The sequence below is a fragment of the Pantoea sp. MHSD4 genome, from assembly GCF_021043305.1.
Taxonomy (GTDB): domain Bacteria; phylum Pseudomonadota; class Gammaproteobacteria; order Enterobacterales; family Enterobacteriaceae; genus Pantoea; species Pantoea eucalypti.
The window spans coordinates 204,190-228,597 of record NZ_JAJNDH010000002.1 but is presented as its reverse complement, the minus strand read 5'-3'; the positions used below and the strand labels follow the sequence as shown (position 1 = coordinate 228,597).

Here is a 24,408-nt window from a genome sequence, read left to right as displayed (position 1 = left end):
CTAAATGAACAGTTCATCCGACAGCTGGTCAGGGGCAACTTGCAATTTTTGCAGGAAGGCGGGAAAGCAGGTGTTTCTGCTGTTCAGAAAAGCGTCCATCGCCGGATTGAATGAGAGACGCTTGCTGCGCGCTATTATTCTCATCAAGTGCGTGTTCAAGCGCCTGCCATTGCCGCCAGGTCTCCTGAACATCAGCCTGGCTGGCTGGCTGATAGCGAACCATAATTTGTTTAATACCCTGCGCACGCAATAATGCAGCCTGGTCGGAAAAATCCTCCGCCTGATAAGTGTGCTGCCCTTCTGCTATATCGTTGAGGAAATCTGGCCAGGCACTCTCTCCTGTGTAGTTATATTCAAGGCTGAAGCCGGGAAACTGAATAAGCTGTGCCACCCGGCCGCAATGACCCGGCCGCCATCTGAAAAGCGCCTGTTCATCGAAGTTCATACTCTTCAGTACCCAGCGTTGATCGTCACAAAAAAGAGTAAGTTTTGTGCCGACAGGCATTAGCCCGGCACCACCAGGTACTGTGGCTGGCAGGCTATGCAGGCTCAGTTCTCTGGGCGTGCTCTCCAGCTGTTTCTGCTTATCTTCGAGACTTTTCTGCTGGGCTCTGAGCAGGGCTAATTTGTCATCCTTACGGGTTTTATCCCGCTCAGGCATGGGCAGCAAATCATCGGGATTGAGTTCCGCGTTTATCAGGGAGATAAACGATTGGCTCAGCTTTATATGCTGGCCTTCAAATTTGCCTGCTTCAGCACCGTTCTTACCGATAGCGAGAACATGTTTTGCTGAATCACGCATAAAGGAGGAAATATATTGGTGTGCGAGAGCCTGTTGTGCCGGATAGTCTATTCGCCTGGCGTTCTGCTCCAGTGGCCATAGCACCGTGCTTTGCCATTGATGCTGTAACCAGCATCCACTCTGTTGCATGGCATGAGCGATTATCAATTTTTTATCCTGCCCATACAGTGTCCAGACCGCGTCAACACCGGCATCTGGCGTCACAGAGATGAGGTTTTTACGCAATGCAGTGAAACGCTTACTCAGTGCAGGAAGTGGATTGTTTTCGTTTCCCTGAACAGGGGCAAACAGACCTGACGTCAGCAAGGGAGTATCTGATGGCGAATTAAGTGCATCTGATACGGCAGAATGTAAACTGCTCTGCCAATCCGTCCACGACTGTGCCTGTAAGCCCGCGTCAGTAATAACCTGAGCGCCCTTGCCCTTTTTAAGCCACTCCCCGAAGACAAAATCCAGCTCCCGCTTGCGCTGACTGAACTGTCGAACCAGCGTTCCTGAAACACTGTTCGTCTGCAATTCAACCAGCTTTCGCAGCTGTAACAGCCAGGGCGAAGCGTCAGCATGACTGATGTCTGCAAGCTGCTGATTTACCATACGCGCAAGGCCTGTTGCAGGACTGTTTCCCTGGGCAATATTGAGCAAGATATCAGACCACTGTTGCTCACTCAGATCCGAAACAGGCAGTCTGTTCAGCTGTATAATAAACTTAATCCAGGCCGACTGACGTAGTGCAGGCAGGCGTTGTTCAAACCGTGCCAAGGCGGGTAAGTCTATTTTTTTACCTGCTGCGTAGTGAATCTCTTTCAGCCAGCGGTAAATTTGTTGCGTCCCCTCCGCTGTCCAGATGCCATCAATGCTAACTTTGTCACCACTTCCTGGAAAAAAGCTTCCCGAACGTACAGGCGAAATCTGCTGAGTTGATGCCAGCAGCCATCGCCACTGTGGATCGTCACTGACAAGTTCACCCAGTAAACGTCTTAAACGGGATATCTGTTGTTCTCCTCCATTACGCAACAAAAGTGCACGCTGGAGCAGCAAACTCTGGCGTGGAGTCAGGGAAATATCGCTAGTCATCATTGTCAGGGCAGGAGATATCGGTGACTTTCCTGATGACGAAGCCAGTGAGTTGCCGTTCAGAAGGCTTTCTTTTGCCACAACAGCACGAGCAAGTTCCAGGATGAGTTCACGTTGTTTTTCCGGAACGGCCAGTTTGAAATCCTGGTGGTAACGGCTGATAACCTCGCGATCATCCTGATAATGAATCACCGAATAGGATAATATCCTATCCTCAATCTCGGCCTGGCGGGAATAAAGCACACTTATGAAAGGTAAATAGCGGACCGGATGCTGAAGAGCAGCATCAATCGATTCCAGCTGAGAAAGAGAGCTAATTACATCGCTGCTTTTATCGGTATCAACAACATGAAAGGTCATTGTCGCGCTAATCAACAGCAGAAATGTAACTATGCTCGCGATAAAAAGCGTTCCCCAGCGGCTCAAAAAGCCGCGGACAGGGCATGTGTATAATATTTTGCTGTTGCTACTGATAAATGGCAGCGTTCTGGAAAACAACTCTCCTGTAAAATAACTCTTTCTCTCATTTGATGTGTTGCTAACAGGTTCTGTTGCCGTAAACCAGATCCCGCCTAATGCCGGGACCGTAGAGTCTGAACTGACATCATCCCCACAGATGGACGCAATATATTGATGCAATACAGGCTGAAGCGACTGCATCTGCTCAGGCATGTCCAGCAGAAAAAGTGTATCAGCATCAGGCTTTGCTCCGGAAAACATGCTGATACGCACGTTATTTAGCCCCTCTCTCATGGCATCGAAAAGGGGACTGAGGAATGAGGGATCACGGCTATCAATCGCGGGAGGCGTAAGCCAGAAATATCCCAGAGGCTGGTGCTGTTGTTCTGGTGATAGCGCACTTATCCAGCGGCTGAATCCCGGGATATTTTCACACTCTGTCACCAGGACATAAACCGGCAAACGTCTTCTGGTTTTATTCAGCAACGGCTCCAGGCAAGCACGTATACGCCTCCCCCTGATGACAGGCGGCTCATCGCGAAGATTCAGCAATTCGGTAACAGAAATGCAGACGACAACGCCGGCCGGCGGCGGAGCCGCATGAAACCAGCTCGCAGTTCGTTTCCAGACTTTTTTCACACATCCGGACTCAGAAAATAGTCGGGGCAGTTCCAGAAATGACAGTGGCTGGAAAAACCACCACCGCAGGGTTCGGGCTGGCGTGATCTCCCGATTTTCCCGACATCCCGAAGCTGGCATCATCTCTGACCCCGACAGCAGGGTTGAATGACTGTTGCCTGCTGCGGTAATAAAAAACCAGGGATAGACCTTATTTATTCTTTTGGCTTTTTTTAATCTACGTACGCCCGATCTCCAGTGTGTATACAGGATCCGTTCTGTACGGGAAAATACATGGCGGGAAAAAAGCTTCTGAAAATAATCCTGTTTTTGCAAGGCGGATAACGATTTCCGAAGCAGACTAACCAGACAAACAGAAAAAATAAAAAAAAACCATAAAACAATGGCGTAAACAAGAGATATTTCCATCCATACTGACAGGAAAAGGCAAAAGATGAAAAGAATGCACAGCAAAACCGCCCAGATTATAACGGGAATTATCTTTTTTAACATATTAGTTCCGGATTAACAGATGCAGTCCTGAAAGAGTTGTCAGATAAAAAACAGCACCAAATAAAAACAATGATGTTTTGTTATGAAAAAAACGCAACCTCTGAAAAGACTGGCGCGAATTTAATTCGACGTCCGTTGCTATAATTCTCGCAACACCGGGCCAGGACTGCCATTCATCTGGAAGACATTTCCTTTCATCACTGATACGCAACTGTAATTCATCGCTCCTCTTATGAGCATACTTCCCCTGGAAACCCATGAGCAAACAAAAAAGGTAAACCTGCCTCAGGTCCTTATTCACTAAATCAATTCTATCAAGACGGGTGTAAAATTCCTCGCCCCCGATCGCCGTCCGGAACCTTTGACTTTGCAGCATGCTGGTGCGCCATTCATTTACCCAGTCCGGTGACGTTTTTAATACCATTTCATCAAGCCATACAATCACCGCAAAATGTGAATCCTCACAGTCCTGCAGGCTGTATAATAATTCTGAGTTCAGCATAGCCTTATCCAGCAATGTAATGCACTCATTTCTGAAATGATTACAGTCAGGATAATCCTCGGGCGTCAGACTGAACTTTATTCCCATACTGAACACAGGTAGATAATGATTTAACAGAGAATTCATTCTGCCCCCGTAAAAACCAGCTGCACTTCCAGGTCATCCGGCATTTCAGGAAAATAAAACGCAACCTCCCCATTTTCAGCTACAGAACGCCACTGGTCAGAATTGTGGTGTATGTGAAAATAATAATAATCGTTGCGAACAGGCACTCCCCGAGGTGGATTTTCGCAGGCGGTGAGCGCTACCCCTGGCAAAGCATGTCGAATCAATCCGTCAATCGTATTACCCGAGGCAAGCTTAAAGCCTGCCGCACTGAACTGACCACTTTGGCTCAGGATTTTTTCCGAAGTACGTAATAACAATAAAACATCGCCTTTCTTCAGTTCCTGATTTTTCGTTATCTCTCCACAAAATATGCCATTCTCATTTTTCAGCTTTATATACGTGCTGTCTTCAAGCACCAGGCTGTTCATAAGCATAGTTAACGTCGTTCTCACACGATAAAATGAGTCAAATAGTTTTTCATGATCATAATACAGGGCGATATTTTCCTCCCCTTTCCATTCTCCCAGACAATTACAACAATCACTGAATGAGGAAAGTTCGCCGACAAGCTGACTCAGTAAATTATAAATACTCCAGGGATGTACCTGAGCAGCCGCCATGTAATTTTTCAGCACGGGTAATGCGCGATTAAGAGAGCGCATAGTCATCAGTTGAATTAGCTGATCGCTCCGTTCCTGACGGCTGACCAGCTGTTCCGGACGCTTATATTCTTCGAGTTTCCGGGTTCTGGCTCCGATTTCGAACACAAGGCTCTCAATGAGCTTATGCAGTGAGGGGCTGCCACAGAGCGTAACGGCAGGAGGTGAAAACATTGAATCAAAGACCACTTGCTCACCCTCATGACACAACCTTACCAATGGGATGCATTCACAGTTGGTTGCGGCCTCTTTTTCCTCGCTCGTCAGCAACAAAACATTATATAAGATACGGTTTACTTCAGTTTCAGGACCGCTACCATGCACGTCTTTCATCAGAGGAGCATTTGCCATACTCAGCCAGCGAGTTACCACATGGCTGTTTTCCTTTTCTGGCAACGTCACATTACAGTGGGCAGCGTCAAACCGCGGTAATGCCAGCCATAACGTTAAAGGATGATCGCGAAGTTTCCAGGCATCACGAAAGTTTCTTTTTTGAATACGACAGTTTCCGGGGTACGTCAGATAATCTCCACCCGGAAGAAAGAAACTAATGCTATCAACACTCATGACATAATCGTTCAGAGCAGCCCTGTTCACAGACATCTCACTAATCCCGTAGTTATAAGGTTGCGCCTGCTGCCGATGACGGGCATGCAACCATGCATAATGGAGATCGAGCGACTGTAAATGTTGAGGTTGCAGATAAAGTCCAGAATGCCAATAGATCTGTTGTTCTTCAGCGTTCATTGTTTATCTGCTCCGCTATTTTTTGTCTCAGTCAGATCAATGTCAGGCAGGCTGACATCCGGAGCCTGGCTTTTCTGAACGTTTTTCTGTGTGCTGATAATTCCCTCACTTCCCAGCGTGATTGCCAGAGATAATGGTGAAAGTTCGCGATGCCAGACGGGATTCAGCCATCCTGTCTTGTATTTCCTTACAGGAATATCTTCCTGGATCTGGTGCTGTTTACCCGGGAATGGGTAGTACCCTGCAATCAGCGCCATGTATCGCGTGTGCATTGCCCTGTCGACATGCAACGTGGTTGTCTGTCCCGGCATCATGGTGTAACGATCAATCTGTAAAACTGCGTGGCCGTTTGCCGCATCCGTCCCGACTCCTGCCCCCGCAAACAGGCTCTTTACTTTCACAGGATTGATGAGTATCTGTTCAAGCGTTTCGGCTTTTGCAGCCTGAAGCACTAAAATAGTGCAACTGTTGGCCATGCCGTTGACCAGATTCAGGTCAGGCCTGGCATTTAGCGTTACGCTAATGGCTCCAGCTGAAAACGGCGCTGACAGATCTGGTTTCGCTGAATTTTGCAAACTGCTCTGATGTCCCGCACAACCTGACAACATCCATATCAGGCTGAAACAGCACAGATTTTTCCCTTTTATAATCATTCCTTCCCTGGCCCCGTTAGCACGTTATTAATATCCTGAAGAGTGTTGTTATCACTCAGCATCTCTTCCAGCCATTCCGTCAGCGTCATGTCAGCCCAGCGGGCAGCTCGCTCCATTAAAAATGGAACCGGACTCGAGGGCTCAGACTGACGAAAAAAATGAGCAATCGTTAACATCTGGGTGATCGCCAGATCGCGAGACATTTGCTGATTGCCTGATCCTGAAGCCAGCTCATTGGTTTTTAACACAGGCTGTTCGTCATTCCGTGCGAGAACATTAAGCGACATGACATCTTCGCTGGTTGGTGTCACTAACCCGGCCAGTCGTTGTGAAAATGCCTGCAGGTCATTAATTCCCTGAGCTGTCTGCCCTAGTGCTGGTCCTTCTTTTTGCGGATTCAGCGTCTGATATGTGGCTTCAAAATCTGCAAGACATACTGACAGCAGTAACAATTCATCAGACAGTCGTGCTAACTTTTCCGCTGACTGCCGGGAGGCCCAAAGGTGAAACGTTTCGGCTGAAAAATCCTCGCTGCCGCGTTCACCCGGAGCCATTGACGCCTGATGTTCATAAGCCAGTACCTTCCGCCAGTATTCGAGCGTGCTTTCAGGCTGACTGAGCAAAGGAAGCTGAATAATCAGATCAGACAGTTGCCGATCAAGCCGGCTGACGATGGCATGACTAATCAACAGGCCATCGTCATCATCTTTCCTGGGCCAGCCACTGTCCCAGTAACGGGCAACAAAACGATGCAGAAAAGCAAGGCCTTCCCTGATACCGACAATCCCGTATTGCTGGCTGGTCCCTTCAACCAGCCAACAGGCGACCTGCAAGTCTTTACTGGTTTCACGCAGTATTGATGCGCTAAGACGTATTACTTTTGGCCAGTCGGCTTTACGCAGGGGTGTCCGCCATTCGTCCTGTGGCAGAAAGTCCGGATCGCTCTCACGCGCCTGACGGATCTCTTCATATACAGATTCATATTCCATGCATCTGCCCGCTGGCTGCCCTCCGGGCAGGGGCAAGAGAAGCTCGTCTAAATCAATTTTCATCCCTATGCCCTTTCATGAAATCAGCACTGTGACGCAACCTGCGACAACCGTTCCACCATGGGCACAGATGTCCCCCATACGCGCCGCTGGCTTACCACCAATGAATACGCAGGTACTTCCCGCCACTAAACTGTCTGGTGGCCCCACACAGATGGCAAGCGATCCCACTGTCGCTGCAGGCACGCCGCCTATCAGCACCGTGGGTGTACCGGGCGTTGATACCGCCCCTCCCACATGAGGAATTGGCGGCACTCCCGGAGTGACCATCGGGCAGATATGCATATCGCCGACTCGTGCTGCTGGCTGTCCCATCATTCGTTCTCCTGCACCGGAAGCCAAAGAGAATAGAGTTGCCGTGCGCCAAAATCCGGCGTATCGGGTCCGGCAAGCCTGATGCTCAGGAGTCGCAACACGGTACAGAGCATCAGGGGCGTAAGATGTTCGTCAGCATATACAGCTTCATATTCCGGCTGCGTCAGGCTTCCCGTCCAGAAAATCGCCAGGCCAAGAGCACCTGCAGGTGTGGAAAACCCCAGCGATTCAGCCTGATGAAAAATACGCCAGCGGTAGTTATCCTCGTAGGTTTTAAGCCAGTTACTGATATCGGCTTCAAATGCATGGGTGGATTCACCCGGCGGCAGCGTGCTGACTGAATGCGGTAGCAGCCAGGCAATCAATTTCTCAGCCGTACACGCGTTTACCCAGTACCCAAGCGCGTCTTCCCAGTGCAAAGCGGTCAGCAGGCTATGCATGTTTTCATGCCAGGACGCCGAATCCCGAATCTTCGCAACCCCTTCCGGGGATAAAATCTTAGACACAGTCATTTTTGTCATCCTCAGCCAATCATGACCACGCCACCTTTGACCTGGGTCATGCCGCTTCCTTTGATCGTGACCATTGCACCACCCAGTTCTGCCGTGGCTGTCCCTTCAATTTTGATGGTGGTGCCGCTCAGCGTTATTCCGGCCGGGGTAATGGAGATTTTGCTGCTGCCCACTTTCAGCTCAACCGCCTGGGTTGACTCGATAACACAGCGCTTATCTGCCTTTATTGTGCTGCCTCCCCCGGATATGCTGAGTGAATGGCTTCCGTCTTTCAGATTTTGCTGCAGGTGACCATTAATTTTCAGGCTGTAATTCCCCTGCTGCAGACCCAGCGCCATGTTTCCCTGTTGAAGGAGGGTGTTAAAATCTCCCTGTTCCAGGGTCAGGTTACAATTTCCCTGATGCAGAATGAGTGCATCGTTTCCTTTGGTGATTTCCGTGGAGCGATCAGAGCCGATGGTCTCTTTAACCGCAGAAGTAACGGCCGTCGTCAGATTATTTTTGACCACCACATCCATATCTTTTTGGGCGACGAGAGTTAGCTTTTCTTCTCCTTTTTTGTCGTCAAAACGGAGCTGATGCCCCTCTTCCACTGAACCATTGAGAGAACTTCTTGATACAAATCCCGCCTGTTCTTTCTCACCGGGCAGGTTAAGCAAAGGAAGGTTCCTGCCGTTGGAGACGGTGCCGGTAACAAGCGGATTGTCAGGATTGCCGAGCAGGAAACTAACCACCACCTCACTGCCGATGCGGGGGATGAACATGGCACCGAAGCGCGCGCCGCTCCAGGGCTGAGATACCCTGACCCAGCAGGAACTGCTGTCATCATTCTTATTTTCGCTGTCCCAGGGGAACTGTATTTTTATGCGGCCGTACTCATCCGTATGCACATCTTCAGAGGCAGGACCGACCACAGTCGCCGTAAGTACTCCGGGTATGTCAGGTACGGGCGTGACACACTCAGGCCGCCACACTCTGGCGGTATCAAAAACTGACGCGTTACACTTAAAATCGGGTAAACCATCATCCAGGTTGCTGACAGCCTGAAATGTCAGGGAATGCATAATATATTCGCCTGCCTGATCAGGCAGCGACGTGAGACAGAACGTCTCGCCGCAACTTAGCCACCATGCCTGAATGCGGGCATGCGCATAGCGGGTCTGCGCTTCAAGCTGCTCCATTTTCAGCCGTGCAGCGCTTTGCAGCGTCTCCCGGTCACTCAGGTCATACGCATCAACGAAACTGATCCCCTGAGCACTGTATTCCAGGTTATTACACAGACATTCGCCCTCTGCGGTAGCCGCCTGTTCGAAACTGAACGCTTTATAATGAACAGAAGACACTGCCAGACTTACACGGGATGACCAGCTCGAAATGCCGCCATCCTCACCCTTTCCCGCTTCAGGCTGATAGGCCAGCTCAGGTGTTATTGCACGGTAGTGACCGGATGGATGATCGGCCAGGACAAGCGTATGTCGATCTTTGGTCTGGCAGAAGAAATAGTAAATTCCTTCCTGCTCAAGAAGTCGGCTGATAAAATCAAAGTCCGATTCACGGTATTGAATACAGTATTCATGCGGTGCATAACTGCCATGTAACCGCAGGTCAATATCGGTGATGTTATTCCCGCGTAACAAACGACACGCCAGGTCGGGTACCGTTATATTCTGATATACGGACAGATTACGGCCCATTTTCAGCAGAGCCAGGCGAGGCTGTAACCGTGCGTGCCAGGTACAGATCCCCCTGTCATCGCTTTCTTCTTCCATTTCTGTTACGACCCCCTGCACATAACGCGAGCGCTGTCCTGAACCAACATGGCAGGCAAGTTCCTCACCCAGCAAACTCGCCGTTTCTGACGATGTCAGTGTTGAACGAAAGCGGATTGTGAAGTCGTACGGCGCAGACAACTGTTCTTTACCTTCCAGGGACAACAGAACCAGAGACGATGCAGACTGTCCGACAAAACGGATAAAGCGATTTTCCTGACCTGATAACATTTATTTATTCCTGTTCACGGCACACGGGTAAATAAACACGATGAAAACCTGGTCCGGGCTGCCCGAGACAAAGATCCACACCGAGACATCCCCCCGGGACGCCGTGGCGATCATGTTTTGTAATTATTTCGACCGAGAATGCCAGTCCGGGACCAACATATTCGCGAATGCGTTTTAACAGGTCGGCATAGAATTTTCCGCCAGGCAGATACTGTGGCGCATGACTTAATGGCAACGGGCCCAATTCCACTGTAAAGCCGGAAGCCCTGTCTCTGCGCATCTGACCCAGCATAGGGGCCTGTCCCAGAGTCAGCCTGACATGACCAAGATGACAACACTGCTCAGAAGGAACCTTCAGCCATCCTCCGGTGAAAGAACGCACTCGGGCGGGAACGGAAAAAAGGTTTTCCAGCCATGTTTCAAGGTTCAGGGCTGACCGCACAGGGTGCATAAAAAGACCTGCGAAGGCTTCATTCTGAAGCGCAGGAGCAGACTGCATGACGCCAGCCAGCCCCAGCAACGCCTCGCTGAGAGGGCGTTGACTGTTCAACTCATACGAGGCGTAATAGTGATATTTAAGCCAGGCCAGATAACGCAGGGCATGCAATCTGTTATTAAACATATCAATAAATGCTTTCGCCGTTTTATCACCGTATCGGTAATAGCGCTCCAGCATCCATTCTGTATACGTCGTGGGTAGTGCTCCCAGAGCACCCGTCATTCCATACATCAGAACCTCAACCTGCCATACTCCCTCTTCCGTTCTGATAATTTGACCCACTTCGCCTGCTGGAGCGTCAAGTGAAAGAGGCGATACAAAACTGATATCACTGGTCAGCGATTTTGTTCCGTTACTCTCAGGTCGTTCCTTCAGGCGCCGCAACATCAGGCGAACCTGCTGGAAAAAGTTATATCGGCTGAAAATCGTACTTAAATCCACGACAGCCTCCCGCTCCGCACAGGCCACACTCGCCGGCTTTCCTGATGAAATTCGATGCAGGTTACGACCTGTGAAAAGCTGTTTACTGGTGCATAAAGCGAAAGAAAGTGCTCAATAAAACGACAGAATAGAAAATACTCAGGTTCTTCTGCGGCGGAACTTTGGAAAGTCACACAGATCTCAACCCCACGCGCCATTGACAGGGGATCGTTGCTCACCAGACGAGCGGTCACAGGTGTTACAACGACATGTTTGATTAATCCGATCAGCTGCTGAATAGCGGGATTATCATTAATGTTATATAGCGCAAATGTTTCTTTAAGGACCTGAACCCCGTTATCGCCGCTGATGAGCATATGATTGAGGGATAAATGCGAGATGAGCCGCCAGCGTGAAGCCTGTTTTACCGGCTGAGAGACGGTTCGCGTGGGCCGCGTGAGTGCCGTAATGGTCACTCCCGCTACTGCCAGATCCGACTCGAAATCCCCTTCAGGATTACCATTGCGTATGCTGGAGGGTATATCCCGGTCATAGCAGGTCAGTTCTATATTAATCAAGTCATTCTTCGGCGTCAGAGGCTTTTCACCGCGGTCGGAAAAAGCAATAAACAGGCGGTTTGCAGGGCCACTTTCATCAACGGTTTCACGCTGCATACACTGCCAGTATGTCCCCTGCTCTCCCCCTGTAACGGAATGCGACAGACCAAACAGCGGCGCGATATCCCTTGTGCTGATTTCATTACCCGTTTTGTGCGTGGCACAAACGCGGTTCACTGACCATATTCCTATAGCATCACCATGACGGATATCGGGTCTCACAGGATATTCCGCAGTATCATCGTGCGGAACCAGAGGTTCAGCGCGCATTGGAAAAAGGTTTACTGCCGGCGTACAGTGCAGCCGGAAAAAATGTCGGTCAACCGAGCAAGCAATTTTATCCAGCATTGCAACCATCGCGCACTGGCGAAAACGCAGCCTGAACAACATGACCTCATTCGATGTCACAGTGAGTCCTGCGGGCAGGCTGAAATCAATAAAATGGAACTTCTGAGGGAAATAAAAATAATCCTGAAGCAGAGCATAGACCGGTGATATACGGGGATCGCATTCGAGAATACTCTCTGCACGGTTAAATCCCACGACCTGAATATCAGATTCAGAAAGTAAATAATGCTTTTCTCCGCAAACCAGTGAAAAGGCTTCAATCTCATCATTTATCAGTGTGTAAAGTATATTCACTGCCAGACTGCTGCCATTAAGATAAAAGCGCAGTGAGGGTGAATTAAGGATTGCTCCCGGCCAGACCTGAAGCCGTAATTCCAGTTGCCAGCGCAGAGTGCTGTTATCAAACCTGAGACTTGTTTCCTCAAGCGTCATGGGCTCCATAATGACCGGGTAAAGCGTCCTGAAATGGCAGACATGCTCCTCTGATTGTCGGGTATAGAGCATTGTCCCGGCCTCAACCTCACAGCCAGTGGTCAGTCCGCTGATTCTTTTGTCAGGCTGCATCTGTACAATACATACCGACGGGTACGGCCGGAGAAACTGAGGAGCCAGAACGGTCAGCAGAGCTTCGGTTACTTCAGGCATATCCTCATCCAGACGCTGCTGAATTTGCGCAGTAACAAGTGCAAAAGACTCGATGATCCGCTCAACGTGCGGATCCTCGGACAGTCCATCTGACATGCCAAGACGTCGGGCAACCTTCGGAAAATGACGGGAAAACCGTTTTCCGTATTTTCTGAGATAGCTCAACTCATTCTGATAATAAGAAAGCAACTTCTTTGACAGCATGTCAGAAACCACTGTTAACGTAATGAGAAATGGCTGAGGACGTCATCCCATTCCAGATAAAAACGGATGGGAGCATTATTTTTTTCAGCCTCAATAATAAAGGAACTGCATCCATAACTTTCGTTTCCGGCGGACACCGTGACGTCTTTTAAACGCGGTTCGAAAAGCTGAAGCGCACGTAAAATGCGGGATTCAAGAATAATATTTCTATCACTTCTGGATATCCCTCCCGGAAACACATCGCTGATACCGTAGTTAATGACCGACTGACATATTTCAGGCATGTCTGAAACGTGGTAGTGCCGAGGCCTGGATGAGAGCAGCATCAATAGCTCCGCTGCGAGCACCCCGTCATCCGAAATAATTTCCGGGATTTCATCCTGGGCGACAGGATTATCATCAGACAGCAGCTGTAAAAGCATAATGTTCCCATAAGCAGCACGCTATAAAGCGCGCTGCCGCTTAACTTAAAGTTTGGTATTAGTGACTTGATTCCAGCCAACAGGACCCTGTTTACTGGTTGAACCTTCAGACGTAATCATACTGGTCTGGAACTTAACCGAGCCAAATACCATGGCAAGCTGCTCATCAGGTATACCGTTTGAATTATGCAGGCTGATGTTATGGCTGGTAAAAATGCAATTCTCAAATTCCCAGCGGCAAATTTCATTATCTTTATTGTCAGTTTTGACGTTCAGCGCAATAATCACTTTTTTAACGTTGGTTCCCTGCGCAACCATATCAACCAGTTGGGTTGATGTGGCATCCAGCGCCTTCGCAATAGAAATATCTTCAAAATGCACGCCGCTGCTATTCAGTTGCCCACTGCCATTATCAATACTGGCCTGGCTATGCACGCCCATTGATGCATGACCGATAGCAATCCACTGTTTATACTGTTTATCAGTTACAATTCCTTTTACACCGTCGATTTGCATAAATAGATTACTTGCACTGGACATATCTTCTCCTGGTTATAATACGTTTTTTATCAGCCTGCCGATGCAGGTAATTCAGCTACAAGCCGAAGCGACATCGTCAGTCCCTCAAGCTGGAAGTGAGGCCTCAGATAGGCCACGGCACGATAGCTTCCGGGACATCCCGGGACATCCACTACCTCAATCCGGGCTTCGCGCAGCGGATGGCTGGCCTTAATATGCAGGCCGACATTGTCAGAGCCCACCACATATTGATTAATCCAGTTTTGCAGGAAGTTCTGACATTCTGTTCTGGACATAAAACTGCCGACTTTATCCCGCACAATCGATTTAAGGTAATGAGCAAACCTTGATGTGGTCATAATGTACTGCAGCTGGTTTGATAACCGCGCATTCGCGTTTGCAAGGTTGGAGTCATATTTCCGCGGTTTATTTGCCGACTGCACAGCGAAAAAGGCGGCATAATCCGTTCCTTTGCAGTACACCAGAGGAATGAACCCGAGGTCTGCTAACTCTTTTTCACGGCGGTCGGAGATAGCCACTTCCGTTGGACACTGCAATACCTTCTCGCCGGTATGCGAAATGTAGTTATACACCGGCATCGACTTCACCAGACCACCACCTTCAACACCGCGAATAGCCGCACACCATCCATGATCTTCAAAAGCAGAAATCATTCGGCCGGCCAGTTCATAGGCGGCATTGATCCACAGATAGCTGGCTCCCTCACGGCTCTCGTCGATTTTCTCTTCGAAATTGAACATCTCTACTGGTGTTGTTTTGGCACCATAAGGCAGGCGACCTATAACCCGGGGAAGTGTGAGTCCAACGTAGCGGGCGTCGTCGCTCTGTCGGAAAGAACGCCAGCGGATATAGTCTGACGTGTCAAAAAGCTTGCCGAGATCCCGGGGACGCGGCATCTCCTGAAAGTTATTCATACCAAACATGCCGGCATCCGCTGCCGTGAGGAAAGGGGCGTGAGCTGCCGCCGCCACATGAGAAATCTGCTCCAGCAGATATAAATCTTCCGGCATGGCGTCGAATTCAAAATCGCCCACAAATGCGGAGTACGGCTCTCCACCAAAAGTGCCGTATTCGCTCTCATAGACGCTTTTGAACAGGACTGACTGGTCAAAATCAGAGGCAGATTTAAAATCGCGGATCAGCTCTTTTTTGGTACAATTCAACACCCGGACTTTCGTGTTTTCCGTAACGCTGCTCTGAACCAGCTTCTGCAGACCCCGCCACGAAGATTCCATTTTCTGAAACGCTGGCGCCTGCATGATTTTGCTGATCTGCGCCGAAAGAAGGGCATCAATGACTGTGATGCGCTCCTCAATGCTACCCACCAGGTCATTACTTACAACAACAGCGCCTGTTGCCACCTCACTGAGGAAACTATCAAGCTGAGACCTCAGCTTGCTGCGATCAGACTCACGCCTGATAGCCTGGGTATTGTCAATTATCTGATCAAGGTAATCGGCACTGACCGCCTCTGTGACTGCAGCCTGCATTTCCTCAGCACTCATTCTGCCTCTTCTCCCACATTATCAACTTTCGTTTCTGAAGGCTGATTGGCCAGCAGTTCCGCCAGTTGTTCTTTCAGGCGATCATTACTGGCTGTACGGTTGCGTAAATCACTCAGTTGCTCCCGCAGCTCAAGTAGTTTTTTCAGAGGCTCCACCTGTAGAGCTATATTTTCAGGAGCGAAATCCTCAATAGAATTGAAACGCAGTGCGACCGACAGCTTTCCATCGTCATTATTCAGTTCATTATCAACCAGCATTTCGATTTCAGGCTTCATGCCCTGCATCACTTCATTAAAATTGTCTTTATCAATCTGAACAAAGCGTCGCTCACGAAGGGGCTTTTTTTCATCCGAAAATTCGCCCATCACACCAATAACCAGTGGCAACTCTTTCTGGGTTTCCGCGCCACCAACTTCAACGTCATAGGTAATATGCACGCGTGGCGGCCGGGCCTTGCCCAGTTTACTTTGGGTTTCTGACATGAATTAAACTCACAGACATTAAGATCTCAAGAGAAAATTAGATTTTTAATATTTAAAAAATCCGCTCAGTTCACCAGCAAAATCGGTAGCAAGCTAAAAACAGCCCCATAGAAAAGACAATGGAATTTGGTGACATCTCAAATAAGTTGAATTCGGCGTATTAACCTCGCTTTTGAATTTTACCCACGCTCAGTGTTGACGTTCATAATCCTCGCTGTAACTTTGCTCTGGTTTATTAACATGATCAGATTCCTGAAGAGGACATTTGGTTCCACTGCAGTGGGTGTCCCAGCATGTATTAGTTCTCTGACATTTATCATGCCCGCAAGCCAGAGGATAAAATTAAACAGATAACTTTAATAGCTCACTTCGCCCTGAAAAAGCATGTTAACGTCAAAACCTTCACCTATCGTATTAAGCGAAGCAATTTCACACTGCGAGCAAGAATAAAAGGAATAATTAAAAAAATCACCTGCTTATTACCTTCCTTTAAACGCCCTAATAAAAAACCAGCCATCCACCCAAAAAATCATTATTACCAGCCGGATCCATATTATGTAATTTCATTCATCATCTCGTTAATGCGAAACTAATGTAACTAAATTTTTTTCCTGACACCACCTTTAAGTTCAGGAACCTTAAACAAAGACACAATCAAAAATGAACCAACTTTAAATTAATGTTAAATAAAGGTTGGCGCATCACTCACTGAAGAACAGCTTTCGAGCATGTATAATCAGATTACACAGAAAAAATGACCAGCAACAAAGAATTGAAAATCATACAACATGAAAAGAATATGTTATTTTTACAGCCAGCTCCTGAATAAAAATCAACAAAATCACCTTAAAAAATATTCGTATATTTTAAAAAATAGTTTTAACCCCTGATTATAATAGCTTCTGCCTTATAAATTTATGCAGGCTACATATTGATGGTGTGTTGACCGAAATCCTGAGTACGGTTAGCAGCTGATGAGACTTCCGGTATACAGCCTGTGGCAGAGCTCCCGGGCCAAAACACCGGCTTCTGTCTCGCGGAGAATACTGAAGATTGGTGTGTAGGAAAAATACTTCTTCAAAGGATCTTCTCCAGTGACTTATGAATACATCACTATTCATGGTCAGCAGGTCAGCAGGTCAGCAGGTCAGCAGGTCAGCAGGTCAGCAGGTCAGCAGGTCAGCAGGTCAATCATCGATAAATTGCTCAGCATTGCAAAACTTGCACACCTCAATTTGTGATCCCATACAACTCCAGCTATTTTAGGATCTGAAAATCACGTTTTGTGAGACCACGTTTTTACAGAGGCACTGTTATGGACAACTACTGGGACACAAAAAGACTCTCAAACTACTTTCTGACGATGGCAAATCTTGAAGCTAATCAGTTAGTTAATATAGCTACTTCACTTTCTCAATTTCACCTCAAGGATGCTCTTGTAAAACTGAAATTCCAGGATGAGGTGCGCGAGTTCGCTCGTTTACAGATCCATACCATTCGTACTTCAAATTCTGACGATCAGTGTCAGGAGTGCATTCAGAATCTTAAGCAGGAAAGTCAGCATCTCAAGATTCAGGACAGAATGCTTAGGACCGGTGAAGCTGTCGTATCGTCTTCGGTGCAGTTTTATCATGACCATGAAAAGGTCATTGGATATGTCATCAATGGGATCGGCGTGGTGTTAAGTGGCTTGCAAATCGTGGCTGGTGTCGGTCTGATTGTAGGTTCTGTCACTACAGGTAATATTTTAGGTGTTGTAGCGGGTTCGACCCTGGTGATGAATGGAGTGGGATCAGGGATTGAGAGCATAGGAAAACTCAGCGGTGTGCCTCACCCATCGAACCCAATAAGAGATAAATATGAAGATGTTGCAGATTTTTTTGGTTTTGATAAGCGACTCGGCTTGTTAGCCTATCAGGTAGTTGATTTGACAACATCATACTATGGCATTTTCAAACTGACTTTAAAGCCAGAAGCATGGCGGCTATACAAATATCTGCCAACAGACTATTACCGCAAGGTTCAGGTTATGAGTAAACCAGCACTTGCCTTAAAAGGCGCTGGAGCAGCCTATAAGGGGGCTGGAGTAGGTTTGAACCTATACCAAATGCAAAATAGCCCTGCTCAAAACTAACCTCTGGTTTTTCTGATAAACCTGTTAGCTTTCCAGGAGAGGTTCAGAGGAGTCACAAAATAGACCACAAGAAATGCAAACGTCAGAACAATAATATATGGAATGGCATTTGAAGCATCCGCATTGAAAATGCCATCCAGTCCAATCAGTAGCAAAATAACAAGAGCAATGACACCGCCCCAGAAGCGTTTACTCAAATCAATAACGAGGCTTTGTAGTGTATCTTTTTTTGATTCGTCTTTTTTAATGATGCTCTTGAGCTTACCGATATCTTTAGCAGAGAAGCCGTTATTATAGAGTTCTTGCTCAAATTCGTTCATCTGATTCATCCTGAATAACGTTGCGATACGTGCGAAATATAGCACAGTGAACGAGACACATGCTAACCAACCTGCTTACCTGGCCAGCACTGGTATCAACGTTTCCTCACCTCAGAAGGCTCTGCCTGAACATCATATCCATGCAATTGCGCATGATATTAAAATGCTATATGCAAAAAACAGCATGCACAATAAGGAGATCGTAAGCACAGAAAAATACTAACCTATCCAAACAGCCATGCGAGTAATGCGGGCAATTCGTTTTTTGAACATAAATAAGAGTAAAATGTTGAGGTATCAAACTGACAATAGAGAAAAAAAAGTCTCAGTATGCAAAAAATAGGAGAGAATTTGGTACGCCCTACAGGATTCGAACCTGTGACCTACGGCTTAGAAGGCCGGTGCTCTATCCAACTGAGCTAAGGGCGCATGGAGATGGCACGGATTATACGTCGGGAAGCGGGTACGTCAACGTTTTTGCCGTTTCCCCGCAGCGAAGTGCTGCGGGAATAACCAATTGGCGTCAGTGACGACTGCGCCATTCGCTGAGCGACACGAGTTTACTGCTGCCGGTCAATTCTCCTTCCAGCTCAATCCCTTGTGATGTGAAGCGCGCGTTGTATTGCTCACGAAGTGCGTGCAGTTCCTGACTGTCCGGTTCCAGCTGGCGCAGAAAGCCCAGCGCGAGTAGCAGCTGCTGGCGGCTGATAAGCGGTGAAAAACCGGCGCGACTGAGAATCGTATGCCAGCGCTGGCTGTTCTCCTCGCTGCCATCAACAATCAACACCTGCCAGATCAGCAGTACCGCTGCGCCATTATGCAGATGCGTTTCATTATCGTGGCTGAGATAGTCGGTAAACTCTTTCGCGGCCTCTTTTCCCATCATAGAGATCATTGATTCCACCTGTACCGGTGGCAGCTGCAGTCGTTTGCTGAGCCGCTGGGCGGCGTGGCGTGAGCCCGCGGTGAGCAGCTGAAATCCAGCGACAAATACCACCGCCAGAGTCGCAAGCATTATCCAAATCATTACATCGTCCCCGGATTGTCCTGCAGATATCATACGCATGCAGGCTGGCATCGTCGCGACGAAAACATCGGAAAGCGCATACACGGCTGAAACTGTAACTGACAGCAGCCCACGCTTCTGACAAAATAGCGCCCTTCCCCGATTCAACACAACACAGTGGATTTCCTCTCTGATGGCAGCAAAAATTATTGACGGTAAAACGATTGCGCAGCAGGTGCGCGTTGAGGTTGCGGAAAAAGTGAAGCAGCGTCTGGCGGCCGGAAAACGTGCCCCAGGTCTGGCAGTGGTTCTGGTGGGTGAAAATCCGGCTTCGCAGATCTATGTGGCCAGCAAACGCCGCGCCTGTGAAGAGGTTGGTTTCCACTCCCGCTCTTACGATCTGCCTGCCACCACCCGCGAGGCTGATCTGCTGGAGCTGATCGATAAGCTCAATCAGGATGATGAAATCGATGGCATTCTGGTACAGCTGCCGCTGCCAGCGGGCATCGATAACGTGAAAGTGCTGGAGCGGATTACGCCTGACAAAGATGTCGATGGGTTCCACCCTTATAACGTTGGCCGCCTGTGTCAGCGTGCACCAACCCTGCGTCCCTGCACGCCACGCGGTATCGTCACGCTGCTGGAGCGCTACAACATTGACACTTATGGCCTGAACGCTGTGGTGGTCGGGGCATCCAACATCGTTGGTCGTCCGATGAGCATGGAGCTCTTGCTCGCGGGCTGTACGACAACGGTTACCCATCGCTTTACCAAAGATCTGCGTCATCACATTGAGCACGCCGATCTGCTGGTCGTTGCTGTGGGCAAGCCAGGCTTTATTCCGGGCGACTGGATCAAACCCGGTGCCATCGTTATCGACGTGGGCATTAACCGTCTGGAGAGCGGCAAAGTCGTAGGCGACGTTGACTATGACAGCGCATCAGCGCGCGCATCTTACATTACCCCGGTGCCGGGCGGTGTGGGTCCAATGACAGTAGCAACATTGATTCAAAACACGCTGCAGGCGTGCGAAGAGTTTCATGATAAAGAGGTTTTTTAAATGACAAGTTTTTCACTGTGTAAATTCCCGCATGTCGATCTGTGTGACCTGTTAAAGCTGGAAGGCTGGGTTCAGAGCGGTGCACAGGCGAAAGTCGTGATTGCCGAGGGTGAAGTGAAGGTGAATGGCGCGGTTGAAACCCGTAAGCGCTGCAAGATCGTAGCCGGTCAGACCGTGGAATTTGCCGGTTTCCGCATCACTGTGGTCGAGTAATTCCGGAGCGTCCCTGCGGGGACGCTATTACAGCGGTTCATCCTCCTTCACACGCGTCTCCCCTTCCCGTTGCTCCAGTGCAATATGATTCACCGCCGTATGCTGCGCAATCAGCGTTGCAAGTCGGGGTGAATGGCTGGTGATCCAGAGCTGACTGTACTCGCTGGCTTCGGCGATTAACCGCGCCAGCGCAGGCAACAAATCCTCATGCAGGCTGTTTTCCGGTTCATTCAGTGCCATAAAGGCGGGTGGACGCGGGCTGAGCAGCGCCACAACCAGACAGAGAAACCGCAGCGTGCCATCAGAAAACTCCGCGCTCTCCAGCGGACGCAGAATGCCATGACGGGACATCAGCATCTGAAAACGGCCGTTCTGCACCTCGACGTCAAACTGGCAGTCGGGAAACGCCTGCGCCATAACCTCAAACAACAGTTCTGAATGACCACGCTCCACGATGGTCGCCCAGGCCGCTGCCAGATTGCGGCCATCGTGAGCGAGCACCGGCGCACGCACGCCAATCTGCGGCGCACGAATCGGTGAGCCGGGCCAGACCGCGAACTCGTGGTAGAAGCGCCACTGCTGCAGACGTTCACGCAGTTGCGAAAGCTCCGGATAAAGATGGGGTTCGCCAAGCTGACCAAACAGCGACTCCTCCGGATGCAATACTGCCGGATAGGCGACGCGCTCACCTTCAACGTTGTGCAGAAAGGCGGTCTGGTTTTCGCGCTGCATGATGCAGGCAGAAGGACGACGTCGCTGGCCGCTGAGCCAGAGCCGCTCCTGCTTCACCAGCGGATCCAGATTGAACAGGCTGGTCGACAGTGGCTCGGGAAAACCAATCTCCAGCTGGTAATCCATATCATCCATTACCACCGCCAGCTCCAGTCGCTTTGGATCGTGTCGGCGATCGCCCCGGCGTAAACCACCGGCCCACATCGCTTTCTGGATGCCGCCTTCTTCAGCCAGCGCCAGCGCCAGACGACCGCTGGCAGCCTCATGCAGCAACCGCACCGCTTTATAGAGGTTGGATTTACCGCAGCCGTTGGGACCGCTCACCACATTCAGCTGCTGAAGCGATAGCGTCAGGTTCCGTATTGAGCGGAAGCCGCGGATCTGAATCTGTTCAATCGCCATAATAAAAAAGGGCGATTGCTCGCCCTCTCCGGTTTATTTTCGACGCCAGCTGGACCCTTGTGGCCCATCTTCGACGATGACACCCAGCGCGTTAAGTTTGTCACGCGCGATATCCGCTTCTGCCCAGGCTTTGGCAGCGCGTGCATCGGCACGAGCCTTCACCCAATGCTCAATCTCGGCAACTTCTTCGTCATTCACCTGCGCGCCGCTTTGCAGGAACAGCTCAGGATCCTGCTGCAGGATACCCAGCACGTTAGCCATTTCGCGCAGTTTAGACGCCAGCGCATGTGCTGAAGCACCATCTTCGCTTTTCAGACGGTTGACTTCACGCGCCATATCGAACAGCACAGAGTAGGCTTCCGGGGTGTTGAAATCATCATCCATCGCGCTGCGGAAACGCGCTTCAAACGCGTCGCCGCCGCTTGCAGGTACGCTGCTGTCGGTGTGGCGCAGCGCCGTATAGAGACGCTCCAGCGCCGCACGCGCCTGATTCAGGTTATCTTCGCCGTAATTAAGCTGGCTGCGATAGTGACCGGACATCAGGAAGTAACGCACTGTTTCCGCATCGTAATGTTGCAGCACGTCACGCACGGTAAAGAAGTTGCCGAGTGATTTGGACATCTTCTCACGGTCAACCATCACCATGCCGGAGTGCATCCAGTAATTGACGTAAGGGCCGTCATGGGCGCAGCTCGACTGAGCGATTTCGTTTTCATGGTGCGGGAACATCAGGTCTGAACCGCCGCCATGGATATCGAAATGCGTACCCAGTTGTTTGCAGTTCATCGCAGAACACTCAATGTGCCAGCCAGGACGGCCGTTGCCCCACGGCGATGACCAGGCTGGCTCATCCGCTTTGGACATTTTCCACAGCACGAAATCCATCGGGTTGCGCTTCACATCGGCCACTTCAACACGTGCGCCCGCCTGCAGTTGCTCCAGATCCTGACGCGACAGCGCGCCGTAATCGGTATCGCTGAGCACATCGAACATCACGTCGCCATTGTCCGCTACATAGGCGTGACCGCGAGCAATCAGTTTTTCCACCAGCTCGATAATCTCAGCGATGTGACGGGTCGCGCGCGGCTCCTCATCGGGCGGCAGGATCCCCAGCGCAGCGAAGTCATTGTGCATCTCGCCGATCATGCAGTTGGTCAGGGTTTCGATGCTCTCGCCGTTTTCGTTGGCGCGTTTGATGATTTTGTCATCAATGTCAGTGATGTTACGGACATAATTAAGCTGATAACCGAGGTAACGCAGGTAGCGCGCCACGACGTCAAATGCCACGAACGTCCGCCCATGACCAATGTGACAGAGGTCATACACCGTGATGCCGCAAACATACATCCCGATTTTACCGGCATGAATGGGTTTGAATTCCTCTTTCTGTCGACTCAGGGTGTTATAAATCTTAAGCATTGAACGGTTCCGTTTTCGCGTGTGGTTGGCACTTTTAAGTATCCAGACATTGTGCCGTATTTTTATCGCTCGCGCGACGCAAAGCAAGCCAACTGCGCCGTGCTGCTGACGCGTCATTGGAAATTATGATATAAGAACGGTCGACAAAAAGAGGTACGCCAATCGACACCGCGACCTCAGCAACTGATGACAACCTTTACAGGACGACAAAAATGGTAACTTTCCAGACGAACCATGGCGATATCGTAATCAAAACTTTCGATGATAAAGCGCCGGCAACCGTACAGAACTTCCTGGATTACTGCCGTGAAGGTTTTTACGACAACACCATTTTCCACCGCGTAATCAACGGCTTTATGATTCAGGGCGGCGGCTTCGAGCCGGGCATGAAGCAGAAAGAAACCAAAGCCGAAATTCAGAATGAAGCGAACAACGGTCTGAAAAACACCAAAGGTACGCTGGCAATGGCACGTACTTCTGCGCCGCACTCTGCCACCGCACAGTTCTTCATCAACGTAGCTGACAACGACTTCCTGAACTTCCGTGACGAAAGCGTTCAGGGCTGGGGCTACTGCGTGTTCGCTGAAGTGGTTGAAGGCATGGATGTGGTCGAGAAAATCAAAGCAGTCTCTACTGGCCGCAGCGGCATGCATCAGGATGTGCCAAAAGATGACGTCGTTATCCAGAAAGTGACCGTCAGCGAGTAATGTCGCGCACGCTGTTTATCGCAGATCTCCATCTGTGTCAGGAAGAACCGGCGATTACCGCCGGTTTTCTGCATTTTTTACAGCGCGAAGCGCCCCACTGCGACGCGCTCTATATTCTCGGCGATCTGTTCGAAGCCTGGATTGGTGACGACGATCCCAATCCTCTGCATCAGCAGATTGCCCGCGCCCTGCGCGCCCTCCCGGTTCCGGTCTTCTTCATCCATGGCAATCGGGATTTCCTGATTGGCCGACGCTTTGCGCGCGCAAGCGGCATGACGCTGCTGCCGGAAGAGCAGGTGCTGACGCTCTACGGCCATCGGCTGCTCATCATGCACGGTGATACGCTCTGCACCGACGATGCGGGTTATCTGCGCTTTCGTGCCAAAGTGCACAATCCGTGGATCCAGCGACTGTTCCTGGCGCTGCCGTTGAGGATCCGCAAACGCATTGCGGCCCGGATGCGCGCCGACAGTAAACAGGCAAACCAGCACAAATCCCAGACCATCATGGATGTAAACCAGGAGGCAGTCACTGCCGCTATGCTGCGCCAGCAGGTGCCGCTGTTGATCCACGGTCATACCCATCGCCCGGCCATTCATACGCTGAACCTGCAGGGTGAAACGGCGGAACGCGCGGTGCTGGGTGCCTGGCACAGCCGGGGTTCCATGATTCAGCTCGACGCCAGCGGCATTCAGCTCATCGATTTCGACTTCTAATCTGCG

General features: G+C 49.8%; 24 protein-coding genes and 1 tRNA gene. 6 read left to right on the top strand and 19 right to left on the bottom strand.

Features of this window, described 5'->3' with window-relative positions:
- Window positions 1-28 precede the first annotated feature (28 nt).
- The 14 genes from LQK91_RS07880 to tssB are packed head-to-tail and all read right to left on the bottom strand — an operon-like array spanning window position 29 to window position 15,693.
- Window positions 29-3,466: a type VI secretion system protein gene (locus LQK91_RS07880; protein WP_105099426.1), complete on the bottom strand. Its 3,438-nt coding sequence runs from the start codon at window positions 3,464-3,466 to the stop codon at window positions 29-31.
- 1 nt (window position 3,467) lies between these two features.
- Entirely contained in the window at window positions 3,468-4,094 is a 627-nt protein-coding gene (locus LQK91_RS07875) for a DotU family type IV/VI secretion system protein (protein ID WP_105099427.1), read from the bottom strand.
- The gene (gene tssK / locus LQK91_RS07870; protein WP_105099428.1) at window positions 4,091-5,482 is read right to left on the bottom strand and encodes a type VI secretion system baseplate subunit TssK; all 1,392 of its coding nucleotides are present in this window, start codon (window positions 5,480-5,482) and stop codon (window positions 4,091-4,093) included. The genes LQK91_RS07875 and tssK overlap by 4 nt, the downstream gene beginning before the upstream one ends.
- Window positions 5,479-6,135 (bottom strand): type VI secretion lipoprotein TssJ, encoded by a 657-nt coding sequence (locus tag LQK91_RS07865; RefSeq protein ID WP_039659126.1) that lies wholly within the window; start codon window positions 6,133-6,135, stop codon window positions 5,479-5,481. The genes tssK and LQK91_RS07865 overlap by 4 nt, the downstream gene beginning before the upstream one ends.
- Window positions 6,132-7,187 carry a type VI secretion system protein TssA gene (tssA, locus tag LQK91_RS07860; protein ID WP_008924973.1) on the bottom strand — a complete coding sequence of 352 codons (1,056 nt, stop codon included), beginning with the start codon at window positions 7,185-7,187 and terminating at the stop codon, window positions 6,132-6,134. Before tssA ends, LQK91_RS07865 begins: the two co-directional genes overlap by 4 nt.
- A 12-nt stretch (window positions 7,188-7,199) precedes the next feature.
- Complete coding sequence (locus LQK91_RS07855; protein WP_181162220.1) at window positions 7,200-7,499, bottom strand: PAAR domain-containing protein; 300 nt, start codon at window positions 7,497-7,499, stop codon at window positions 7,200-7,202.
- Window positions 7,499-8,011, bottom strand: coding sequence for a DUF6931 family protein (locus LQK91_RS07850; protein ID WP_008924971.1), 513 nt, complete (start codon window positions 8,009-8,011; stop codon window positions 7,499-7,501). Before LQK91_RS07850 ends, LQK91_RS07855 begins: the two co-directional genes overlap by 1 nt.
- Before the next feature lie 11 nt (window positions 8,012-8,022).
- Window positions 8,023-10,011, bottom strand: a complete 1,989-nt coding sequence (locus LQK91_RS07845) for a type VI secretion system Vgr family protein (protein WP_105099429.1) — start codon at window positions 10,009-10,011, stop codon at window positions 8,023-8,025.
- A gap of 4 nt (window positions 10,012-10,015) precedes the next feature.
- Window positions 10,016-10,951 carry a type VI secretion system baseplate subunit TssG gene (tssG, locus tag LQK91_RS07840; protein WP_105099475.1) on the bottom strand — a complete coding sequence of 312 codons (936 nt, stop codon included), beginning with the start codon at window positions 10,949-10,951 and terminating at the stop codon, window positions 10,016-10,018.
- Window positions 10,942-12,744: a type VI secretion system baseplate subunit TssF gene (gene tssF, locus LQK91_RS07835; protein WP_078804173.1), complete on the bottom strand. Its 1,803-nt coding sequence runs from the start codon at window positions 12,742-12,744 to the stop codon at window positions 10,942-10,944. The genes tssG and tssF overlap by 10 nt, the downstream gene beginning before the upstream one ends.
- Window positions 12,745-12,758: 14 nt before the next feature.
- Entirely contained in the window at window positions 12,759-13,166 is a 408-nt protein-coding gene (locus LQK91_RS07830) for a GPW/gp25 family protein (RefSeq protein ID WP_105099430.1), read from the bottom strand.
- A 45-nt stretch (window positions 13,167-13,211) separates the two neighbouring features.
- Window positions 13,212-13,706: an Hcp family type VI secretion system effector gene (locus LQK91_RS07825; RefSeq protein ID WP_008924967.1), complete on the bottom strand. Its 495-nt coding sequence runs from the start codon at window positions 13,704-13,706 to the stop codon at window positions 13,212-13,214.
- A gap of 29 nt (window positions 13,707-13,735) precedes the next feature.
- Window positions 13,736-15,211 carry a type VI secretion system contractile sheath large subunit gene (tssC, locus tag LQK91_RS07820; RefSeq protein ID WP_003854103.1) on the bottom strand — a complete coding sequence of 492 codons (1,476 nt, stop codon included), beginning with the start codon at window positions 15,209-15,211 and terminating at the stop codon, window positions 13,736-13,738.
- Window positions 15,208-15,693, bottom strand: coding sequence for a type VI secretion system contractile sheath small subunit (tssB, locus tag LQK91_RS07815; RefSeq protein ID WP_003854105.1), 486 nt, complete (start codon window positions 15,691-15,693; stop codon window positions 15,208-15,210). Before tssB ends, tssC begins: the two co-directional genes overlap by 4 nt.
- 311 nt (window positions 15,694-16,004) lie before the next feature.
- Here tssB and LQK91_RS22070 point away from each other — a divergent pair, with 311 nt between their 5' ends.
- Both LQK91_RS22070 and LQK91_RS07810 read left to right on the top strand, forming a co-directional pair.
- Entirely contained in the window at window positions 16,005-16,286 is a 282-nt protein-coding gene (locus tag LQK91_RS22070) for an IS1 family transposase (RefSeq protein WP_078804315.1), read from the top strand.
- Between the two features lie 722 nt (window positions 16,287-17,008).
- Window positions 17,009-17,827, top strand: coding sequence for a DUF4225 domain-containing protein (locus LQK91_RS07810; RefSeq protein ID WP_039659120.1), 819 nt, complete (start codon window positions 17,009-17,011; stop codon window positions 17,825-17,827).
- Here LQK91_RS07810 and LQK91_RS07805 read toward each other — a convergent pair.
- From LQK91_RS07805 to LQK91_RS07795, 3 genes are all read right to left on the bottom strand, one after another.
- Window positions 17,824-18,147, bottom strand: a complete 324-nt coding sequence (locus LQK91_RS07805) for a hypothetical protein (RefSeq protein WP_008924965.1) — start codon at window positions 18,145-18,147, stop codon at window positions 17,824-17,826. The two genes, LQK91_RS07810 and LQK91_RS07805, sit on opposite strands and share 4 nt — an antisense overlap.
- A 352-nt stretch (window positions 18,148-18,499) precedes the next feature.
- Window positions 18,500-18,576, bottom strand: a tRNA-Arg gene (locus LQK91_RS07800).
- Between the two features lie 94 nt (window positions 18,577-18,670).
- Window positions 18,671-19,174 (bottom strand): DUF1198 family protein, encoded by a 504-nt coding sequence (locus LQK91_RS07795; protein WP_008924930.1) that lies wholly within the window; start codon window positions 19,172-19,174, stop codon window positions 18,671-18,673.
- A gap of 172 nt (window positions 19,175-19,346) precedes the next feature.
- Between LQK91_RS07795 and folD the strand changes: the two genes are divergently transcribed.
- Window positions 19,347-20,213, top strand: coding sequence for a bifunctional methylenetetrahydrofolate dehydrogenase/methenyltetrahydrofolate cyclohydrolase FolD (folD, locus tag LQK91_RS07790; protein ID WP_105099431.1), 867 nt, complete (start codon window positions 19,347-19,349; stop codon window positions 20,211-20,213).
- Window positions 20,214-20,426: a ribosome-associated protein YbcJ gene (gene ybcJ / locus LQK91_RS07785; protein WP_105099432.1), complete on the top strand. Its 213-nt coding sequence runs from the start codon at window positions 20,214-20,216 to the stop codon at window positions 20,424-20,426.
- A 27-nt stretch (window positions 20,427-20,453) separates the two neighbouring features.
- Here ybcJ and LQK91_RS07780 read toward each other — a convergent pair whose 3' ends face one another.
- Both LQK91_RS07780 and cysS read right to left on the bottom strand, forming a co-directional pair.
- The gene (locus tag LQK91_RS07780; protein WP_003849451.1) at window positions 20,454-21,560 is read right to left on the bottom strand and encodes an AAA family ATPase; all 1,107 of its coding nucleotides are present in this window, start codon (window positions 21,558-21,560) and stop codon (window positions 20,454-20,456) included.
- A gap of 33 nt (window positions 21,561-21,593) precedes the next feature.
- Window positions 21,594-22,979, bottom strand: a complete 1,386-nt coding sequence (gene cysS, locus LQK91_RS07775) for a cysteine--tRNA ligase (protein ID WP_078804170.1) — start codon at window positions 22,977-22,979, stop codon at window positions 21,594-21,596.
- 212 nt (window positions 22,980-23,191) lie between these two features.
- Between cysS and ppiB the strand changes: the two genes are divergently transcribed.
- Complete coding sequence (gene ppiB / locus LQK91_RS07770) at window positions 23,192-23,686, top strand: peptidylprolyl isomerase B (protein ID WP_003849447.1); 495 nt, start codon at window positions 23,192-23,194, stop codon at window positions 23,684-23,686.
- The gene (lpxH, locus tag LQK91_RS07765; protein ID WP_003849446.1) at window positions 23,686-24,402 is read left to right on the top strand and encodes a UDP-2,3-diacylglucosamine diphosphatase; all 717 of its coding nucleotides are present in this window, start codon (window positions 23,686-23,688) and stop codon (window positions 24,400-24,402) included. Before ppiB ends, lpxH begins: the two co-directional genes overlap by 1 nt.
- Window positions 24,403-24,408 lie beyond the last annotated feature (6 nt).

Excerpts from the sequence above, each read along its gene's own strand:
- LQK91_RS07880 (WP_105099426.1), bottom strand. The coding sequence starts at position 3,466 with ATGTTAAAAAAGATAATTCCCGTTATAATCTGGGCGGTTTTGCTGTGC.
- LQK91_RS07875 (WP_105099427.1), bottom strand. The coding sequence starts at position 4,094 with ATGAATTCTCTGTTAAATCATTATCTACCTGTGTTCAGTATGGGAATA.
- tssK (WP_105099428.1), bottom strand. The coding sequence starts at position 5,482 with ATGAACGCTGAAGAACAACAGATCTATTGGCATTCTGGACTTTATCTG.
- LQK91_RS07865 (WP_039659126.1), bottom strand. The coding sequence starts at position 6,135 with ATGATTATAAAAGGGAAAAATCTGTGCTGTTTCAGCCTGATATGGATG.
- tssA (WP_008924973.1), bottom strand. The coding sequence starts at position 7,187 with ATGAAAATTGATTTAGACGAGCTTCTCTTGCCCCTGCCCGGAGGGCAG.
- LQK91_RS07855 (WP_181162220.1), bottom strand. The coding sequence starts at position 7,499 with ATGGGACAGCCAGCAGCACGAGTCGGCGATATGCATATCTGCCCGATG.
- LQK91_RS07850 (WP_008924971.1), bottom strand. The coding sequence starts at position 8,011 with ATGACTGTGTCTAAGATTTTATCCCCGGAAGGGGTTGCGAAGATTCGG.
- LQK91_RS07845 (WP_105099429.1), bottom strand. The coding sequence starts at position 10,011 with ATGTTATCAGGTCAGGAAAATCGCTTTATCCGTTTTGTCGGACAGTCT.
- tssF (WP_078804173.1), bottom strand. The coding sequence starts at position 12,744 with ATGCTGTCAAAGAAGTTGCTTTCTTATTATCAGAATGAGTTGAGCTAT.
- LQK91_RS07830 (WP_105099430.1), bottom strand. The coding sequence starts at position 13,166 with ATGCTTTTACAGCTGCTGTCTGATGATAATCCTGTCGCCCAGGATGAA.
- LQK91_RS07825 (WP_008924967.1), bottom strand. The coding sequence starts at position 13,706 with ATGTCCAGTGCAAGTAATCTATTTATGCAAATCGACGGTGTAAAAGGA.
- tssC (WP_003854103.1), bottom strand. The coding sequence starts at position 15,211 with ATGAGTGCTGAGGAAATGCAGGCTGCAGTCACAGAGGCGGTCAGTGCC.
- tssB (WP_003854105.1), bottom strand. The coding sequence starts at position 15,693 with ATGTCAGAAACCCAAAGTAAACTGGGCAAGGCCCGGCCGCCACGCGTG.
- LQK91_RS07810 (WP_039659120.1), top strand. The coding sequence starts at position 17,009 with ATGGACAACTACTGGGACACAAAAAGACTCTCAAACTACTTTCTGACG.
- LQK91_RS07805 (WP_008924965.1), bottom strand. The coding sequence starts at position 18,147 with ATGAACGAATTTGAGCAAGAACTCTATAATAACGGCTTCTCTGCTAAA.
- LQK91_RS07795 (WP_008924930.1), bottom strand. The coding sequence starts at position 19,174 with ATGATTTGGATAATGCTTGCGACTCTGGCGGTGGTATTTGTCGCTGGA.
- folD (WP_105099431.1), top strand. The coding sequence starts at position 19,347 with ATGGCAGCAAAAATTATTGACGGTAAAACGATTGCGCAGCAGGTGCGC.
- ybcJ (WP_105099432.1), top strand. The coding sequence starts at position 20,214 with ATGACAAGTTTTTCACTGTGTAAATTCCCGCATGTCGATCTGTGTGAC.
- LQK91_RS07780 (WP_003849451.1), bottom strand. The coding sequence starts at position 21,560 with ATGGCGATTGAACAGATTCAGATCCGCGGCTTCCGCTCAATACGGAAC.
- cysS (WP_078804170.1), bottom strand. The coding sequence starts at position 22,979 with ATGCTTAAGATTTATAACACCCTGAGTCGACAGAAAGAGGAATTCAAA.
- ppiB (WP_003849447.1), top strand. The coding sequence starts at position 23,192 with ATGGTAACTTTCCAGACGAACCATGGCGATATCGTAATCAAAACTTTC.
- lpxH (WP_003849446.1), top strand. The coding sequence starts at position 23,686 with ATGTCGCGCACGCTGTTTATCGCAGATCTCCATCTGTGTCAGGAAGAA.